Genomic DNA, 17,268 nt, shown 5'->3' with positions numbered 1-17,268 from the left:
TCGGCCCGGCGCCTCAGGCGCGCTTCGGGCTCGGCCAGTTCCAGGCCGTGCAGCCCTTGAGGCCGTAGGTCTGCTGCATCATGACCGGTGCGACCTTGCCCGCGCCGCCGCAGTACGCGTGCGCGTGGCCGATGCCGTGCCCGACCTCGTGGTTGACGAGGTAGGTGCGGTAGGCGGCGACGTCCGTGCCGTACGCCTCGGCGCCGAGCACCCAGCGCCGCAGGTTGAGCGCGACCCGGCCGGCGTTGTGGCAGCTGACCTGGCCGCGGGTCTCGAGGGGGGCGCAGAGCCGGTCGATCGTGTCGGGGCTGGCCAGGGTGATGCGCAGGTCAGGGCGGGCACCGTCGTCGACCTGTGCCGGCGACAGTCCGACGAAGCGCACGTGGTCGACGTCCTGCCAGCCGCGCGCGTCGGTCAGCGTCGACACGACCGTCCGGGCGTACTCGTCGCGGTCGATGCCGAGCCCGCCCTCGATCTCGAGGGTGAAGCGCACGACGCGCCCGCTCGTGGCGTGCTCGCGCACGGCGTCGGTCGGGATCTTCAGGAGCGTGAAGCGTCCGTCGCCCTTCTCGACGACCTTCGCCGACGTCGGTCCCGGCGTGGTGGGGGACGACGCACGTCGGCCGTCGCCCGTGGCGTCGGACCCGGGCAGCAGCGGCGAGGAGGGCACCGTCTCGACGGCGTCGAGGTGCACGAGGGGGCCGGTCCCGGCGGCGAGCGCCACACCGGACACGACCGACAGGGCGCTGGGCGTCTGCGGCTCTCGAGCACCTGCCCACGTCACCGACCAGACGTCGGCGGCGACGCAGGCCACCACCGCCGCGCCGGCCCAGAGCCGTCGGCGTCGGATGGCCCGCGCCCGGGTGTGCTCGGCCCGGCGCCCTCGCCCGCCAGTCACCATGGGGGTCACGCTAGGTGCTCGCGCGCGCGAATGCGAGGATGCCGGGGCGGACCCGCCGCATCGACCCGTCTCGATTTGGTCGTTCGAGCCCGAACCCGTAATCTGGTCCGCGACCAATGACCGCCGGTTGGAGACGTGGCCACCACGACTCCCGAAGGTTCCGCACGATGCGGGCAACCAGCGCAGGCTGATCGAGCGAGAACGGCACCACCGTGTGCCCGTCCGAGCCCCGAGCGCCCTGCGCCGGGGCTCTTTTCGTGCAGGCCCTACGGACTCCGACCGGCGTCACCACGCAAGGGAAGGAGGCCCAGATGGCAAACGCCGAGAAGACGGCAGCCATCGCCGAGATCACGGACCGGTTCCGTGAGTCCGGCGCGGCCGTTCTCACCGAGTACCGCGGTCTGACCGTGAAGCAGCTCTCGCAGCTGCGCAACTCGATCCGAGAGCACGCCACCTACGCCGTGGTCAAGAACACGCTGACGGAGATCGCCGCCAAGGAGGCCGGGATCACGGCCTTCGACGGCCACCTCCAGGGTCCGACCGCGATCGCCTTCGTCACCGGTGACCCGGTCGAGGCCGCCAAGGGCCTGCGTGACTTCGCCAAGGCAAACCCGCTCCTCGTGATCAAGGCTGGCGTCCTCGACGGCAAGCCGCTGAGCGCCGAGGACATCACGAAGCTCGCGGACCTCGAGTCCCGCGAGGTTCTCCTGGCCAAGCTGGCGGGCGCCATGAAGGGCTCGCTCAACAAGGCCGCCTACCTGTTCGTCGCTCCTCTGTCGCAGACGGCCCGCGTGGTCGACGCCCTGCGCCAGAAGGTCGAGGCTCAGGGCCCCGCCGCGCCGGCTGCCGCCGACGAGGCCACGACCGACGTCGCCGAGGGTGGCGACGAGAGCTGACGCGCCACGCGTCGCTCATCCACCAAATCGCCACTCACGGCAAGAAACAGGAAGGAAGCCATCATGGCTAAGCTCAGCACCGACGAGCTCCTTGACGCCTTCAAGGAGATGACCCTCATCGAGCTCTCCGAGTTCGTGAAGCAGTTCGAGGAGACCTTCGAGGTCACCGCCGCCGCCCCCGTCGCCGTTGCGGCCGCGGGCGCTGCCGGTGGCGGCGCCGCCGCCGCCGAGGAGGAGGAGAAGGACTCGTTCGACGTCGTCCTGACCGCCGCCGGCGACAAGAAGATCCAGGTCATCAAGGAGGTCCGCGCGCTCACGAGCCTCGGCCTCAAGGAGGCCAAGGACCTCGTCGACGGCGCCCCCAAGCCCGTCCTCGAGAACGTCGACAAGGCTGCGGCCGAGAAGGCCAAGGAGCAGCTCGAGGGCGCCGGCGCCACCGTCGAGCTCAAGTGAGCCGTCCCGGCTAGTCCGGGGCTCCGAGCTTCACCGCGAAGGCGGGTCCGACCACCGAGGTCGGGCCCGCCTTCCGCTGTCTCGGTGGTCTCACGCGTTGGCGAGGGCGTCCTCCAGCGCGGCGAGGACGAGGGCGACGCGGTCGGGGCGGGCGTTGTGGCCCATGAGGCCGATGCGCCACACCGTCGCGGCGAACTGGCCTGCCCCGGCGCCGATCTCGACGTCGTGCCGGTCGAGCAGGTAGCGGCGAACCGCTGCCGAGTCGACGCCGTCGGGTACGCGCACCGTCGTCAGCTCGGGCAGGCGCGAGCCCTCCTGGGCGAACAGCGTCAGGCCCATGGCCTCGAGGCCGCCCTGGAGGAGACGCCCTGCCTCGGCGTGCCGGTCCCAGACCGCCTCGAGGCCCTCGTCGGCGATGCGGCGCAGCCCGGCGTGCAGGCTCGCGACCATCGCGGTGGGTGCCGTGTGGTGGTAGGTGCGCTGGCCCTTGCCCTCGGCCTCGCCGACGTAGCCGCCGAGCAGCCCGAGGTCGAGGTACCACGACGACGGCTTCTCGACGCGTCGGGCGAAGGCGCGCTCGCTGATGGTGAAGGGTGCGAGGCCGGGAGCGACGCCGAGGCACTTCTGGGTGCCGGCGTAGCCGATGTCGATGCCCCATGCGTCGGTGCGCAGCTCGATGCCGCCGATGCTGGTGACGGCATCGACGAGCAGGAGTGCGTCGCCCTTGCCGGCACCGAGGGCCGCGATGTCCGACCGGACGCCGGTGGAGGTCTCGGCGTGCACGGCGGCGATGATCGCGGGGGAGGGGTGTGCACCGAGGACACGCTCGACGTCGACCGGGGCGCCCCACTCGTGGTCGACGCGCACGACCTCGGCGCCGTGGCGTCCGGCGACGTCGACCATGCGCTCGCCGAAGAGCCCGTTGACGGCCACGACGACGACGTCGCCGGGGTGCACGGTGTTGACGAACGCGGCCTCCATCCCGGCCGAGCCGGTAGCCGACAGCGGAAGGGTGCGCCGGTTGGCGGTGCCCCAGACGTAGCGCAGCAGGTCGCACGTCTCGTCCATGGCGGCGAGGAAGTCGGGGTCGAGGTGTCCGAGCAGGGGAGCGGCGAGGGCGAGCGTGGCCTCTGGGTAGGGGTTGCACGGCCCGGGGCCGAACAGGTGGCGCTCGGCGATGGGCCGGCTCGTCGTGGTCGGCGCGGTCATGGGCGCGGTCCCGGTCGAAGCGGTGTTGGCGGTGGTCTGGTCGGTCGTCATCAGAATCCGGCTCCCGGGTTGAGGATGCCCTGCGGGTCGAGGGCGGTCTTGATGCGGTGGGTCAGGGCCATGACGTCGGGGCCCAGCTGCTCGGGCAGGGCGGCGCGCTTGAGCCGTCCGACGCCGTGCTCGCCGGTGATGGTGCCGCCGAGTCCGATGGCGAGGGTCATGACCTCGCGGAACGCGATGGCAGCGCGCTCGCGGGCGGCCTCGTCGCCGGGCGGGTGGACGATGACCGGGTGGGTGTTGCCGTCGCCGGCGTGCGCGACGACGGGGATCTCCACGTCGCGGTGCCGGGCGATCTCGGCGATGCCGGTGAGCAGCTCGGGCAGGCGCGGCACCGGCACGCCGACGTCCTCGAGCATCAAGGTGCCCCGGCGCTCGATGGCGACGATCGCGGCCCGGCGTGCGGCGACGAAGAGCTCGCCCTCGTCGGGGTCGGTCGTCGTGAAGCACTCGCGTGACCCGTTCGCCGTGCACAGCTGCTCCATGAGCGCGATCTCCGCACCGCGGGCCTCGCCGGGGGCATCGGACTGCGCCACGAGCAGGGCCCCGGCGTCGCGGTCCAGGCCCATGGCGCGGTGGTCCTCGACGGCGTTGATCGACGCGTGGTCCATCAGCTCCATCATCGAGGCGCGCATCCGGCCGCCGATGGCCACGACCGCCCGGGCGGCGTCGGCGACGTCGTCGAAGGTGGCCACGAGCGTCGCCGGCGGGGCCTGTGCCGGCACGAGCCGCAGGGTCGCCCGGGTGACGACGCCGAGCGTGCCCTCGCTGCCCACGAAGAGCTTGACCAGGGACAGTCCCGCCGTGTCCTTGATGCGCTCGCCCCCGAGGCGCACGAGCGTGCCGTCGGCGAGGACAACGTCGAGGCCGAGCACGTAGTCGGTGGTGACGCCGTACTTGACGCAGCACAGGCCGCCGGCGTTCGTGGCGACGTTGCCGCCGATCGAGCAGATCTCGAACGAGGACGGGTCGGGCGGGTACCAGAGGCCGTGCTCGGCGGCGGCGCGCTTGACCTCGACGTTGAGGGCGCCGGGCTCGACGACGGCGGTGCGCGTGGCCGGGTCGACCTCGATGGCCCGCATCCGCTCGAGGCTCAGCACGACGCACCCGTCGACGGCGTTCGAGCCACCGGACAGCCCACTACCGGCGCCGCGCGGAACGAGTGGGACGCCCTGATCGGACGCCCACCGGACCGTGGCCTGCACGTCGGCGGCGCTCGTGGCCCGGACCACCGCGAGGGGAGTGCCGGCGTCGGGGTCGGCGGTGTAGTCGAAGCGGTAGGCCGCGACGCTGTCGGCCCCGGTGAGCACCGCACCCGGTGGGAGCGCGTCGGTGAGGCCCGCAAGGTCGTGCAGGTCGGGAGCGTCCTTGCTCACTGTCGTCACGGACCCACCGTAACCACCGGCGCCCGCGCCCGCCGGGCGCGCCGAGGGACCGACGGTCCGGTGACGGTCTCGCCGGCCGGCCCCCGGGGGGACGCCGGTGACGACGTTGCTCGTCAGGGTGCCGTTGCTCGTGAACAGGACCGTCGTGGTCATGACGTCCGGGACCCGCGAAAGGTCGGTCGACGCGAGCGCAGCACGAGCACGACGCCTTGGCGTCGGGGGAGACCGCCGATGACCGAACGCGCGAGTTCACGGTCGGCGACGGCATCCGCGGGGCCCGCCACCGACCGGTCCGGCACCGTGACCGGCCGCAGCTCGCGGCTGGCGAGCCGACGCCGCCAGCTGAGGTACTCGTTCGTCACCGCGCGTCGGGTGCAGGCGAACGGCCCGGCGAGGTCGACCGAGCGGCCCCAGCGACGGTGCACCTTGACGAGCGCGTCCTGTACGAGGTCCTCGGCCCGGGCGCCGCCGCCGCACAGCAGGTGCGCGTACCGCAGCAGGACCGGCCCGCGCGTGCGCACGAACTCCTCGAACGACGCCTCCACGCTCCACCTCTCGCCCGGGGCGCGGCCGAGTGCCGCTGCCGACACTCTGACGCGTCGACAGACGTGATCTGTTGCACGACGTGCTGGCCGGGTGGCGCACCCCTGCGGGTAGGTTGACCGCATGGGATGGCTGTCGCGCGCCAACGGGTCCACCGACGACGCGGCCGACGCGGCCGGCGCGGGCGCCGCGCCGGCGCCCGGTGCACCGGCGCCGTCATCGACGCCGCCCTCGACGCCCATCGGGGCGCCCGGTGCCGGCGGGCCGGACGCGCCCGTTCCCGCCCCCCCGACGACTCAGGCTCAGGCGGCGACGGGGCCGTCGGCGGCCTCGCCGACCGGTCGCTACGGGCCGCTCGTCAGCGTCACCGGCTTCGACGTCGCTCCGCCCGAGCTCGAGTGGCAGCTGCCGCTCAACGGCGAGCTCTACCGCCTGATGCCCGGTTCGGACCGCCCGGACTACTCGCTGCTCGTCCTCGAGCGGCCGGTCCACTTCTACCCCAAGGACGGCTTCGACCTCGGCCGCGTCGAGCCCGAGCAGCGCGTCCAGGACCGCCGTGGCCGGCAGATGGTGCGGGTCCACGCGCTCCTGCTCTGCGCCCGGTTCGTCGGCCAGCAGCTCCACCCGGGGATGAAAGACCTCGCCGTCAACCTCGCCTACGTCATCGACAACTCGCTCGCGCGCGACGCCGTCGTCGACTTCGGCAAGATCGAGTACGCCGCCGTGGGCTTCCTCAGCGAGGGCCACCAGCCGCGCCCGGCCGACGTCGCAACCCCCGACACCCCCGACACCCCCGACGCCGACGCCGACGCCGACGCCCACAGGCCTCCCACCGACGCCCCCGCAGCGGGCGCGTCGGCCCCGGCCGTCGGGACGGCGGACGACCCCGCGTCACCCGGACCTGACGACGCCGCCGAGCGCGTCGGGGCGGTGCTCGACGGCGTGGCCCGCACGCTGCACGCCGGTGTCGTGGCGGCCCGCGGCGCCGACGTCGAACGCCTCGCCGCGACGATCACCGTCGGGCCCGACCACCGGTTGACGGGCCTGTCGGGCAACGCCGACGGCCAGGCTCCGGTGCCGACCCCCGAGACGTTCGAGCAGGTCAACGCGGCCCTCGCGGGCCTGGCCGGCCTCGGTCCGGCCGGACGCGTCGCGTCGGTGTCGCTGCGGGTCGAGGGCGAGGCCGCCAGCCACGAGGTCACCGCGACGCACGACTGACGTCGCCGCGAGGCCTGAGGTCGGCGCGCCAGGGTCAGCCCGGGACGTCGTGGTAGGCGACGACGGCATCGGGGTCGACGCGTCGGCCGGTGCTCAGCTCCCACACGCCACCGTCGAAGCTCTCGAACACGAGCACGGCGTCCGAGCCGCTCGTGTACTCGACGAAGTCGCACGTGCCCTCGGGGCCGGTGCCCGTGTCGCCGGTGGCCGTGTAGGTCGCCGTGCCGGCCTCGTCGAGGATCCAGTCGCGCCCGTCGAGGGTGACGCCGTCGAGGTCGGGCTCGGCGACGAGGTCGGCGCGCGTCGTCCACTCCACGACGGTCTCGCGCAGGCGCGGCCGGATCGCGACCCACTCGCGGGTGCCGGCGCGCGCGCCCTCGACGCAGTGCTCCTCCCAGCGGCGCCCCTCGCTGGTGAAGCGCAGGGTGCCGAGCACGAGGCGCGGCCGGCCCTGCACCTCCACGAACGCGCCGGGCGTGACCTGCGAGGACCGCAGTCGTGCCCGCATCCGGCCTCCTGGTCGCGCCCCGAGTGCGACGAGCGCCACACAGCGTCCCCCAAGGTTAGGGCCCCAGGCGGCGCAATGGCGGGCTGACACCAACTGGCGCGTAACTTCGCCCCGGACCACTCGTTTCCCAGTCAACCGAGTCGAGACGGTCGAGAACGAGTAGGTGCCACATGGGTGTGGAGATCGCAGTCAGCGGTCTGACGAAGACCTTCGGGTCCCAGACGATCTGGAAGGACGTGACGCTGACGCTCCCCGCGGGGGAGATCTCGGTGATGCTGGGCCCCTCCGGCACCGGGAAGTCGGTGTTCCTCAAGACGCTCGTCGGGCTGCTCAAGCCCGACGCCGGGTCGATCGTCATCAACGGCCAGGACCTCACGCGGCTGCGCGAGCACGACCTCTACGAGGTCCGCAAGCTCTTCGGCGTCCTCTTCCAGGACGGCGCGCTGTTCGGGTCGATGAACCTCTACGACAACGTCGCCTTCCCGCTGCGCGAGCACACGAAGAAGAGCGAGTCGGACATCCGCCGGATCGTCACCGAGAAGATGGACCTCGTCGGCCTCTCCGGCGCCGAGGGCAAGCTCCCCGGTGAGATCTCCGGCGGCATGCGCAAGCGCGCCGGGCTGGCCCGGGCGCTCGTGCTCGACCCCGAGATCCTCCTCATCGACGAGCCCGACTCGGGCCTGGACCCGGTGCGCACGTCGTACATCAACCAGCTCTTCATCGACCTCAACGCGCAGATCGACGCGACGTTCCTCATCGTCACGCACGACATCAACACCGCGCGCACCGTGCCCGACAACATCGGCCTGCTCTACCACCGGCACCTGGCGATGTTCGGCCCGCGCGAGATGCTCCTGTCCTCGGAGGAGCCGGTCGTGCGCCAGTTCCTCAACGCCCAGACCGTGGGCCCGATCGGCATGTCGGAGGAGAAGGACGCCGACGAGCTGGCCGCGGAGTCCGGTCAGGAGCTGCCCCCGCTGCCACCCATCGCGCTCCAGCTGGGCACGAGCGACGGCTCGCCCCGGCGTGCAGAGCGCCCTGCGGGCGAGTGGTGCCGGGCCAACGCCGTCACCCCTCCGCCCGGGTCGTTCGAGTCCCACCGGGCGGGCGTGCCCGGGGTCCGCACCGCGGCGCCGTCCGTCCCCTCGGCGTCGAGCGCCCCGACCGCGGCGCAGCCGACCCCCGCTGCTGCCCTGGACGGGGTGGGTTGAGATGGCCGCACCCCTCACCGGCGCCCTCCGCCAGTCGGGCTCGCTCTTCGCGCTCGCCCTCGACGTCTTCCGCGCCCTGCCGCGTCGCCCCTTCCAGGTCAAGGAGTTCATCCAGCAGGCGTGGTTCATCGCCAGCGTGACGATCCTGCCGACGGCCCTCGTGTCGATCCCGTTCGGGGCCGTCATCGCTCTCCAGCTCGGCACCCTGACCCGCCAGCTCGGCGCGCAGTCCTACACCGGTGCCGCGAGCGTCCTCGCCGTGCTGCGCGAGGCGAGCCCGATCGTCACCGCGCTGCTCATCGCCGGAGCCGGCGGCTCGGCCATCTGCGCCGACCTCGGCTCGCGCAAGATCCGCGAGGAGATCGACGCGATGGAGGTGCTGGGGATCAGCCCGATCCAGCGCCTCGTCGTGCCGCGCGTACTGGCCTCGATGCTCGTGGCGCTGCTGCTCAACGGGCTCGTGTCCGTCGTCGGCGTCGTCGGCGGCTACGTCTTCAACGTCATCGTCCAGGGCGGCACGCCGGGCGCCTACATCGCGAGCTTCACCGCGCTCGCGCAGCTGCCCGACCTCTGGACCGCCGAGATCAAGGCGCTGATCTTCGGGGCCATCGCCGCGATCGTGGCCGCCTTCAAGGGGCTCAACGCCGGGGGCGGTCCCAAGGGCGTCGGCGACGCCGTCAACCAGAGCGTCGTCATCACCTTCATGCTCCTGTTCGTCGTCAACTTCGTCATCACGGCCGTGTACTTCCAGGTCGTCCCGCAGAAGATCTGAGACCACGATGACCACGACGACGAACTCCACCCCGACGCCGTCCGGCCGCCCTCCGCGGTCCCGGGCCGAGCGCCGCGGGCCCGTCGGCCCCGCCGCCGCCAGGGCCCTGCGTCTCGCGAGCGCCCCGGCGCGCTCGCTCGACTCGCTCGGCGAGCAGATGCGTTTCTACGTCCGCTCGCTCGCGTGGAGCGGTCGCACGCTGCGCCGCTACAAGAAGGAGGTCGTGCGCCTCCTCGCCGAGGTCTCACTCGGCACCGGAGCGCTGTCGGTCATCGGCGGCACGGTCGGCGTCATCGCCTTCCTCGCCTTCTTCACCGGTACCGAGGTCGGCCTGCAGGGCTACTCCTCGCTCGACCAGCTCGGCACCGGCGCCTTCACCGGCTTCTTCTCCGCCTACCTCAACACCCGCGAGATCGCCCCGCTCGTGGCCGGCCTGGCGCTCGCGGCCACGGTCGGGTGCGGCTTCACCGCCCAGCTCGGCGCGATGCGCATCTCCGAGGAGGTCGACGCTCTCGAGGTCATGGGCATCCCGTCGCTGCCGTTCCTCGTGACGACGCGCATGATCGCCGGGTTCGTGGCCGTCGTCCCGCTCTACGTCCTCGGCCTGCTCAGCTCCTACGCAGCGACACGGTTCATCTCGACGTCGTACTTCGGCCAGAGCGAGGGCACCTACGACCACTACTTCCACCTGTTCCTGCCACCGGGTGACGTCTTCTGGTCCTTCGGCAAGGTCATGGTGTTCGCGGTCGTCATCATCCTCATCCACTGTTACTACGGCTACACGGCCTCCGGCGGCCCGGCCGGCGTCGGCGTCGCCGTCGGCAAGGCGGTGCGCACCTCGATCGTCGCCATCAACATCGTCGACTTCTTCCTGTCCCTCGCCATCTGGGGCGCGACGACGAGCGTGAGGATCGCCGGATGACCGCCACCGTGCCCCAGCCCGTCACCGACGTCAGCACCGACTCGACGCCGGGGCCGCTCACCCAGCACACGCGAAAGCGACTGGGTCAGAAGGCCTACGGCATCGTCTTCCTCCTCGTGGTGGCGCTGCTCGTCGCCCTGTCGGTGGCCACCTTCCAGAAGCGGTTCACCCCGGTCGTCATGGTCACCCTCGAGACCAACCGGCTCGGCAGCCAGCTGCAGGAGAGCAGCGACGTCAAGCTGCGCGGTCTGCTCGTCGGCGAGGTCCGCAGCGTCTCGGCCACCCCCGACGGCGCCCGGCTCGAGCTGGCCCTGCAGCCCGACCAGATCGACAAGATCCCGGAGAACGTCAACGCCCGCCTCCTGCAGAAGACCCTCTTCGGCGAGCGCTACGTCGACCTCGTCACCGTCGCGGCGCCGAGCGTGAAGCACCTGCAGGCCGGCGACGTCATCAGCCAGGACCGCAGCACGGTCGGCATCGAGCTCGAGAGCGTCCTCGACGACCTCTACCCGCTGCTGCGCACCGTCCAGCCGGCCAAGCTCGCCACCACCCTCAACGCCCTGTCGACGACGCTCGACGGCCGCGGCGAGCGCATCGGCAACAACCTCCAGCTGCTCGACCGCTACCTCAAGGCGATCAACCCGCAGATGCCCGTCATCAAGGACGACATCAGCCTGCTCGCCGACGTCAGCAACCTCTACGCCGACGTCAGCCCCGACCTCTTCCGGCTCACCGAGTCGCTGCGGGTCACCAACCGCACCATCGTCGAGAAGGACCAGCAGCTGGCCGCCTTCCTCGTCGGCACGGCCGGGTTCGCCAACACGACCGCGGGCTTCCTGCGCGACAACGGCGACCGCATCATCCAGGTCGGACGCGTGTCCCGCCCGACGCTGCAGCTGCTGTCGGAGTACGCGCCGATCTACCCCTGCATGGCCTCGGGGCTCGTCAACTGGCTGCCGCGGGTCAACCAGGCCTTCTCCGGCGGCGTCTTCCACATCACGCTCGAGGTCGTCCCGCCGCGCGACGCCTACAAGCCGGGCGAGGAGCCGCGGTGGCAGGAGAAGCGCGGCCCGAACTGCTTCGGCCTGCCCAACCCCGCGAACACGCAGGCGAACCCGTTCAAGGGCCACCACTTCGACGACGGCACGCAGCCCGCGGGCAGCGGCACCCCCTTCAGCGCGATCCCGCAGGCGCTGCTCGGCGGGGCCGACGCGTCCGACTCGGGGTCGGCAGGCACGACCGACGAGCAGCGGCTCGTCGCGGCGCTGCTCGCCCGTGACGACTCCGGCGACACGAGCCCCAGCGGCATCCAGACGCTGCTCGCCGGACCCCTCATGCGCGGAACGGTGGTGAGCACCCGATGAAGTGGAAGGGTTCGCTCGTCAAGCTCGTCGTCTTCGCTCTCGTGACGCTCGCCGCCACCGGCGTCCTCGCCATGACGATCGCCAACATCCAGTTCGGCTCCAAGGCCTCCTACACCGCCATGGTCACCGACGCGACGGGGGTCGTCGAGGGGCAGGACGTGCGCATCGCCGGCGTGCGCGTCGGGGAGGTCTCCGGCGTCCACGTGGCGAAGGCCCCAGGAACGGGCCGGTCGGTCGCGCAGATCGACTTCACGGTGCTCAAGAGCTCGGTGCTGACCCAGGGCACCGAGGTCACCGTCAAGTACCGCAACCTCGTCGGCCAGCGCTACCTCGCGCTGACCCAGGGCACCGGCTCACCGGCCCCGCTCGCCGACGGTGCGACGATCCCGCTCGCCCGCACCCACCCGGCGCTCGACCTCACGGTGCTCTTCAACGGCTTCAAGCCGCTCTTCGCGGCGCTGTCGCCCAAGGACGTCAACGAGCTGTCGGGCCTCCTCGTCGACACCCTCCAGGGGGAGGGCGGCAACGTCAACGCGCTGCTGGCCAAGACCGCGAGCCTCACCTCGACGCTCGCCGACCGCGACGCCGTCATCGGGCGCACCATCGACAACCTCAACGCCGTCCTCGGCACCGTCGACGCCCACGACCAGCAGCTGCTCGACCTCATCGACCAGCTCCAGCGGTTCACCAGCGGCCTGGCCGCCGACCGCGAGACGATCGGGCGCACCCTGAGCGGCATCAACGACCTGTCCGCCGAGACGGCCGACCTGCTCGTCACGACCCGTCCGCTCATCAAGGACGACGTCGCCCAGCTGCGGACGCTGTCGACGACGCTCAACAAGCCCGCCAACGTCAAGGAGTTCGAGGACTTCATCTCCTCGGCACCGAAGCGAATCGAGACCCTGACCCGCACCGCGACGTACGGCTCGTGGTTCAACTTCTACCTGTGCCGCTTCGACACGAAGACCCCGAGCCTGCCGGGCGTCACCCCCTCGTACGACGTCGCGGCCGCGAGGTGCCAGCCATGAGATCGCGCAGTGTCCCCTTCCGCGAGCGCAACCCGGTGCCGATCGGCATCGCCGGGCTCGTCGTCATCGCCCTCATGCTCTACCTCGCGTTCAACGCCTCGAGCCTGCCGATCATCGGCGGCGGCACCGGCTACAGCGCGGCCTTCACCGAGGCCGGAGGAATCCGCCCCGACGACGACGTCCGCCTCGCCGGCGTCAAGGTCGGCAAGGTCACCGGCGTCGACCTCGAGGGCTCGCACGTGCGAGTCGACTTCGTCGTCACCGACGACGCGGTCGAGCTCGGCTCGCTCACCGGCGCCTCGATCCGGATGAAGACGCTCCTCGGGGCGAAGTACGTGGCGCTCGACCCCAAGGGCAGCGGGCAGCTCGACGCCGGGGCCCAGATCCCGACCTCGCGCACGGTCAGCTCCTACGACGTCATCAACGCCTTCCAGGACCTCACGACCACGACCGAGCGCATCGACACCGACCAGCTCGCGAAGTCGCTGACGGTCATGGCGACCGAGTTCCGCGACAGCCCGAAGTACGTCCGGTCGACGCTAGACGGCCTGTCCCGCCTCTCGCGCACCGTCGCGAGCCGCGACGAGCAGCTCTCCGCGCTGCTCCAGCGCGCCAACCGCGTCACCGGGCTGCTCAAGAGCCGCAACGAGCAGGTCGGCACGCTGATCCGCGACGCCGACGCGCTCATGGTCGAGCTGGCCAAGCGGCGCGAGGAGATCCGCACGCTCTTCCGCAACACCTCCGCACTGGCCCAGCAGCTGACCGGCCTGTCGCGCGACAACCGGGCCCAGCTCAAGCCGGCCCTCGACGAGCTCGACCAGACCCTCGCCCTGCTCCAGAAGCACGACGCCGACCTCCAGAAGACGATCAAGCTCATGGCCCCCTTCACCCGCGTCTACGCCAACACCCTCGGCACCGGCCGCTGGTTCGACACGTGGGTCAGCAACCTCGTCGTGCCGGTCGGCACGCCGGGCCTGTCCCTGCCCGGCACGTCGCTGCCGCAGCTGCTGGGAGGTGGTCGCTGATGGCCGGCACCGGCACCGCTGCCCGCTCGCGCTCGCTGCTCACGACACTCGTCGCCGCGGTGGCCGTCGTGACGCTCGCCGCCGGGGCGTACACCTTCTGGCCGCGTGCCGAGCAGACGAGCGTCAGTGCCGACTTCACCCGGGCCGTCGGGCTCTACCCCGGTTCGGACGTGCGCATCCTCGGCGTCCGCGTCGGGCAGGTCGACACCGTGGTGCCCCAGGGCGACCACGTGCACGTCACGTTCAGCTACGACTCGAAGTACCGCGTGCCCGCCGACGCCAAGGCCGCGATCGTCGCGCCGTCGCTCGTGTCCGACCGGTACGTGCAGCTGCTGCCGGTGTTCACCTCCGGGCCGGCGCTGACAGCCGGCACCCGGATTCCCTTGGAGCGCACGGCGGTTCCCGTCGAGCTCGACCGGGTGTCGCAGAGCCTCGACGACCTCATGGTCGCCCTCGGCCCCGACGGGGCGAACAAGCAGGGCGCGCTCTCGCAGCTGCTCGAGACGTCGGCCGCCAACCTCGACGGCAACGGCACGAAGATCAACGGCACGGTCCACGACCTCTCCGCGGCCCTGTCGACGCTGTCGGGCAGCCGCGAGGACCTCTTCGGCACGGTGAAGAACCTCCAGTCCTTCACCTCGATGCTCGCCACGAACAACGACCAGGTGCGCCGCCTAAACAGCGACCTCGCCACCGTGGCCGTGCAGCTCTCGGCCGAGCGCGACGACCTGAAGTCGGCGCTGAAGAACCTCGGCGTCGCCGTCGACGAGGTGCAGTCCTTCGTCCGCGACAACCGCGCGGTCATCAAGACCGACCTCGACCGCGCCGTCACCGTCACCGGCTCGCTCGTCAAGCAGCGCGACGCCCTCGCACAGGTGCTCGAGAACGCGCCGACGGCCCTGTCGAACCTGCAGAACGCCTACCACCCGCAGACCGGCACGCTCGACACCCGCAACAACGCCAAGGGCCTCGACGACCCGCTGCTGCTCGTCTGCTCGATCCTCACCGGGCCGACGAAGACCGGCAACACCAAGCTGTGTGACACCCTGCGCTCGGCGCTCGTGCTCAAGCTCCCGCAGCTGCCGTCGCTGCCGAGCGGGACCCTGCTGCGCGGCACGCCGCAGCCCGGCGGCCTCGTCGACCTCCGTGGCGCCGACCCGTCGCTCGGTGGCCTCCTCGGGGGTGGTCGGTGATGACCCCTGTGACCTGCCAGGAGATTCCGATGCGTACGGTCCGGACCGTCCTCAAGGCCACCGCGACCGCCGTCGTCGCGTGCCTCGCCGTCGGGGGCTGCAACGCCTACGACCTGCCGCTGCCCGGTGGGGCCGGCGCCGGCGACGACGCCTACACGGTCACCGCCGAGTTCTCCGACGTGCTCGACCTCGTGCCGCAGTCGTCGGTCAAGGTCAACCAGGTCACCGTCGGCACGGTCGAGGACATCAGCGTCAACGGCTGGACCGCGACGGTGCGGATGCGCCTGCCGCGCTCGGTCGTGCTGCCCGACAACGCGACCGCCGAGCTCAAGCAGACCTCGCTGCTCGGTGAGAAGTACGTCGCGCTCGCGCCGCCCACCGGCGTCCCGCCGCAGGGGCGCCTGTCCGATGGCGACCGCATCCCGCTGTCGCGCACGACGCGCAACCCCGAGGTCGAGGAGGTGCTCGGAGCGCTGTCCCTGCTGCTCAACGGCGGCGGCGTGGCGCAGCTCAAGACGATCGAGGCCGAGCTCAACAACGCGATGCGCGGGCGCACGTCCGACATCCGCGACGTCATCGGCCAGCTCGACACGTTCGTCGGTGGCCTCGACGCGCAGAAGTCCGAGATCGTGCGGGCCATCGACGGCATCGACCGGCTGAGCAAGACCCTCGCCGACCACCGTGACGACATCGGCAAGGCGCTCGAGGAGCTGCCCAAGGGTCTGAAGATCCTCGCCGACCAGCGCCAGCAGCTGACCGCGATGCTCACGGCCCTGGACCACCTCGGCTCGGTCGGCACCCGGGTCATCAAGGGTTCCAAGGCCGACCTCGAGGCCAACCTGCGCGCGATCAGCCCGATCCTGCGCCAGCTGAACAAGGCCGGCGACGACCTGCCGAAGAGCTTCCAGCTGCTGCTGACGTATCCCTTCCCGAACAACGCCCAGTCGACGATCCGGGGCGACTTCACCAACCTCTGGATCACCCTCGACGCCAACGTGGGGACCATCGCCGACAACCTCGGCGTCGGCAAGCTGCCCACCGGCGGCCTTCCGTCGCTGCCGGGCGTGCCTCTGCCGTCGGTGCCCTCGGTGCCGAAGGTCCCGGTGCCCTCGGTCCCGGGGGTGCCCGTGCCCACGACGCTTCCCGGGCTGCCGCTCGGCCCGTCGGCATCCGGCTCGGGCCCCGACGGCTCGGCCTGGTCCTCACTCTTCCCGACCGGAGGCTCCCGGTGATCACCCGTACCGTCCGCATCCAGCTGACCGTCTTCGCGCTGCTGACCGTCGTGCTCGTCGCCGTGCTGTCGGCCAACTACGTCGGACTCACCGACAAGATCATCGGCGGCAGCTACGTCGTGTCGGCCGACCTCGCCGAGTCCGGCGGCATCTTCGTCGGCGCCGAGGTCACCTACCGCGGTGTCACCGTCGGACGCGTCGAGGCAATGCGATTGTCCGGCAACGGAGTTCGCGTCGACGCGCGACTCGACCGGGGTACCGAGGTGCCCAAGGACACCAAGGCCGTCGTCGAGAACCGTTCGGCCGTCGGCGAGCAGTACCTCGACCTCCAGCCGCGCACCGACCGCGCGCCCTACCTGGCGGCGGGCGACGTCGTACCCCGCGACGACACCGCGTTCCCGATCCGCATCGACCAGCTGCTCCGGCACGTCGACCGCACTGTCGCCTCGGTGCCGCGCGACGCCCTCGTCACGACGGTCGACGAGCTGGGCGATGCCTTCGCGAACGGCGGCTCCGACCTGCAGCGCCTCGTCGACTCCGGAGACGCCTTGACCACCGCCGCCACGCAGGCCCTGCCCGAGACGACGCGCCTCATCGACGACGGCCGCATCGTCATGACGACGCAGAAGAAGAGCGGCGACGACATCCGCACCAGCGTCGCGGGCTTCGCCGACGTCGCGGACGCACTGAAGCAGGCCGACCCCGACCTGCGCCTCGTCCTCGACCGCGGAGCCGTGGCCGTCAACCAGCTCGACGGGCTCATCGCCGAGAACAAGCAGAGCCTGGCGGCCCTGCTCGCGAACTTCATCACCATCGGCAACGTCACGACGGCCCGCCTCGACGGCATCGAGCAGATGCTCGTCACCTACCCCGACGTCGTCACCGGCGGGTTCACCGTCATCCCGGGCGACGGCACCGCCCACTTCGGGCTCGTGCTCAACGCCGACAACCCCAAGGCCTGCGAGGCGGGGTACGGCGGCACGAAGAAGGTCGAGCCCCACCAGACCCAGAACCTGCCGCCGACGAACTTCGACGCGCACTGCGCGGCGGCCCGCGGCTCGGGCGTCAACGTCCGCGGTGCCCAGAACGAGCCGAAGCCGCGTCCCGGCGCCCAGGGCGGCGCGAGCTACCCGATGGCCTTCGGCGCGACGCCGGTCGCGCTCGGCAACCCGGCCGTGACCTCCGACAGCCCCGCCTCGTTGTCCGTTCAGGCACCGGTCGCCCCGACCGGTGGACCCGGTTCGACAGCGAACCCGACCAGCACCACCGACAACGGACCGAGCTGGCTCTGGATGATGCAGGAGGCGCTCCGGTAGGCGCCCCACCCGCACCACCCAGGGCACCCAGGCCT

General features: G+C 71.7%; 17 protein-coding genes. 12 read left to right on the top strand and 5 right to left on the bottom strand.

Translation table 11 applies throughout. The features are described from left to right. Positions 1-13 precede the first annotated feature (13 nt). Positions 14-901: a DUF3152 domain-containing protein gene (locus AC3A5R_RS04555; RefSeq protein ID WP_487619544.1), complete on the bottom strand. Its 888-nt coding sequence runs from the start codon at positions 899-901 to the stop codon at positions 14-16. Between the two features lie 311 nt (positions 902-1,212). Between AC3A5R_RS04555 and rplJ the strand changes: the two genes are divergently transcribed. Together rplJ and rplL are read left to right on the top strand one after the other, a co-directional pair. Beyond that, positions 1,213-1,797: a 50S ribosomal protein L10 gene (gene rplJ, locus AC3A5R_RS04550; RefSeq protein WP_323096457.1), complete on the top strand. Its 585-nt coding sequence runs from the start codon at positions 1,213-1,215 to the stop codon at positions 1,795-1,797. Positions 1,798-1,860: 63 nt separating this feature from the next. Continuing rightward, on the top strand, positions 1,861-2,250 hold the full coding sequence (rplL, locus tag AC3A5R_RS04545; RefSeq protein WP_076262142.1) for a 50S ribosomal protein L7/L12: 390 nt from the start codon (positions 1,861-1,863) through the stop codon (positions 2,248-2,250). A gap of 90 nt (positions 2,251-2,340) precedes the next feature. Here rplL and AC3A5R_RS04540 read toward each other — a convergent pair whose 3' ends face one another. The 3 genes from AC3A5R_RS04540 to AC3A5R_RS04530 form a co-directional block, all read right to left on the bottom strand. Then, positions 2,341-3,459, bottom strand: coding sequence for a pyridoxal-phosphate-dependent aminotransferase family protein (locus AC3A5R_RS04540; RefSeq protein ID WP_487620121.1), 1,119 nt, complete (start codon positions 3,457-3,459; stop codon positions 2,341-2,343). Positions 3,460-3,509: 50 nt separating this feature from the next. After that, the gene (locus AC3A5R_RS04535; RefSeq protein ID WP_487620120.1) at positions 3,510-4,892 is read right to left on the bottom strand and encodes an FAD-binding oxidoreductase; all 1,383 of its coding nucleotides are present in this window, start codon (positions 4,890-4,892) and stop codon (positions 3,510-3,512) included. 158 nt (positions 4,893-5,050) lie between these two features. Continuing rightward, entirely contained in the window at positions 5,051-5,446 is a 396-nt protein-coding gene (locus tag AC3A5R_RS04530; RefSeq protein ID WP_487619543.1) for a sigma factor, read from the bottom strand. Between the two features lie 121 nt (positions 5,447-5,567). On the opposite strand from AC3A5R_RS04530, the gene AC3A5R_RS04525 reads away from it, so the two are divergent. Then, positions 5,568-6,662 carry a hypothetical protein gene (locus AC3A5R_RS04525; RefSeq protein WP_487619542.1) on the top strand — a complete coding sequence of 365 codons (1,095 nt, stop codon included), beginning with the start codon at positions 5,568-5,570 and terminating at the stop codon, positions 6,660-6,662. Positions 6,663-6,696: 34 nt separating this feature from the next. Here AC3A5R_RS04525 and AC3A5R_RS04520 read toward each other — a convergent pair whose 3' ends face one another. Then, complete coding sequence (locus tag AC3A5R_RS04520) at positions 6,697-7,170, bottom strand: DUF4178 domain-containing protein (RefSeq protein WP_487619541.1); 474 nt, start codon at positions 7,168-7,170, stop codon at positions 6,697-6,699. A gap of 170 nt (positions 7,171-7,340) precedes the next feature. Between AC3A5R_RS04520 and AC3A5R_RS04515 the strand changes: the two genes are divergently transcribed. The 9 genes from AC3A5R_RS04515 to AC3A5R_RS04475 are packed head-to-tail and all read left to right on the top strand — an operon-like array spanning position 7,341 to position 17,233. Next, positions 7,341-8,381, top strand: coding sequence for an ABC transporter ATP-binding protein (locus AC3A5R_RS04515; protein ID WP_487619540.1), 1,041 nt, complete (start codon positions 7,341-7,343; stop codon positions 8,379-8,381). Between the two features lies 1 nt (position 8,382). Then, entirely contained in the window at positions 8,383-9,153 is a 771-nt protein-coding gene (locus AC3A5R_RS04510) for an MlaE family ABC transporter permease (RefSeq protein WP_487619539.1), read from the top strand. 7 nt (positions 9,154-9,160) lie between these two features. Continuing rightward, positions 9,161-10,075 (top strand): MlaE family ABC transporter permease, encoded by a 915-nt coding sequence (locus tag AC3A5R_RS04505; protein ID WP_487619538.1) that lies wholly within the window; start codon positions 9,161-9,163, stop codon positions 10,073-10,075. After that, a complete protein-coding gene (locus AC3A5R_RS04500) occupies positions 10,072-11,439 on the top strand; it encodes an MCE family protein (protein ID WP_487619537.1) in 1,368 nt (455 codons plus the stop codon). The genes AC3A5R_RS04505 and AC3A5R_RS04500 overlap by 4 nt, the downstream gene beginning before the upstream one ends. After that, positions 11,436-12,467 (top strand): MCE family protein, encoded by a 1,032-nt coding sequence (locus AC3A5R_RS04495; protein ID WP_487619536.1) that lies wholly within the window; start codon positions 11,436-11,438, stop codon positions 12,465-12,467. The genes AC3A5R_RS04500 and AC3A5R_RS04495 overlap by 4 nt, the downstream gene beginning before the upstream one ends. Then, on the top strand, positions 12,464-13,492 hold the full coding sequence (locus AC3A5R_RS04490) for an MCE family protein (RefSeq protein WP_487619535.1): 1,029 nt from the start codon (positions 12,464-12,466) through the stop codon (positions 13,490-13,492). Before AC3A5R_RS04495 ends, AC3A5R_RS04490 begins: the two co-directional genes overlap by 4 nt. Further along, the gene (locus tag AC3A5R_RS04485) at positions 13,492-14,685 is read left to right on the top strand and encodes an MCE family protein (protein ID WP_487619534.1); all 1,194 of its coding nucleotides are present in this window, start codon (positions 13,492-13,494) and stop codon (positions 14,683-14,685) included. The genes AC3A5R_RS04490 and AC3A5R_RS04485 overlap by 1 nt, the downstream gene beginning before the upstream one ends. A 29-nt stretch (positions 14,686-14,714) precedes the next feature. Continuing rightward, positions 14,715-15,917: an MCE family protein gene (locus AC3A5R_RS04480; RefSeq protein WP_487619533.1), complete on the top strand. Its 1,203-nt coding sequence runs from the start codon at positions 14,715-14,717 to the stop codon at positions 15,915-15,917. Continuing rightward, on the top strand, positions 15,914-17,233 hold the full coding sequence (locus AC3A5R_RS04475) for an MCE family protein (protein WP_487619532.1): 1,320 nt from the start codon (positions 15,914-15,916) through the stop codon (positions 17,231-17,233). Before AC3A5R_RS04480 ends, AC3A5R_RS04475 begins: the two co-directional genes overlap by 4 nt. Positions 17,234-17,268: the final 35 nt, after the last annotated feature.

This window comes from Intrasporangium sp. Soil_C_50, from assembly GCF_057656595.1.
Note: the sequence above shows the minus strand (reverse complement) of the source record. Positions and strands in the feature narration are given on the sequence as shown.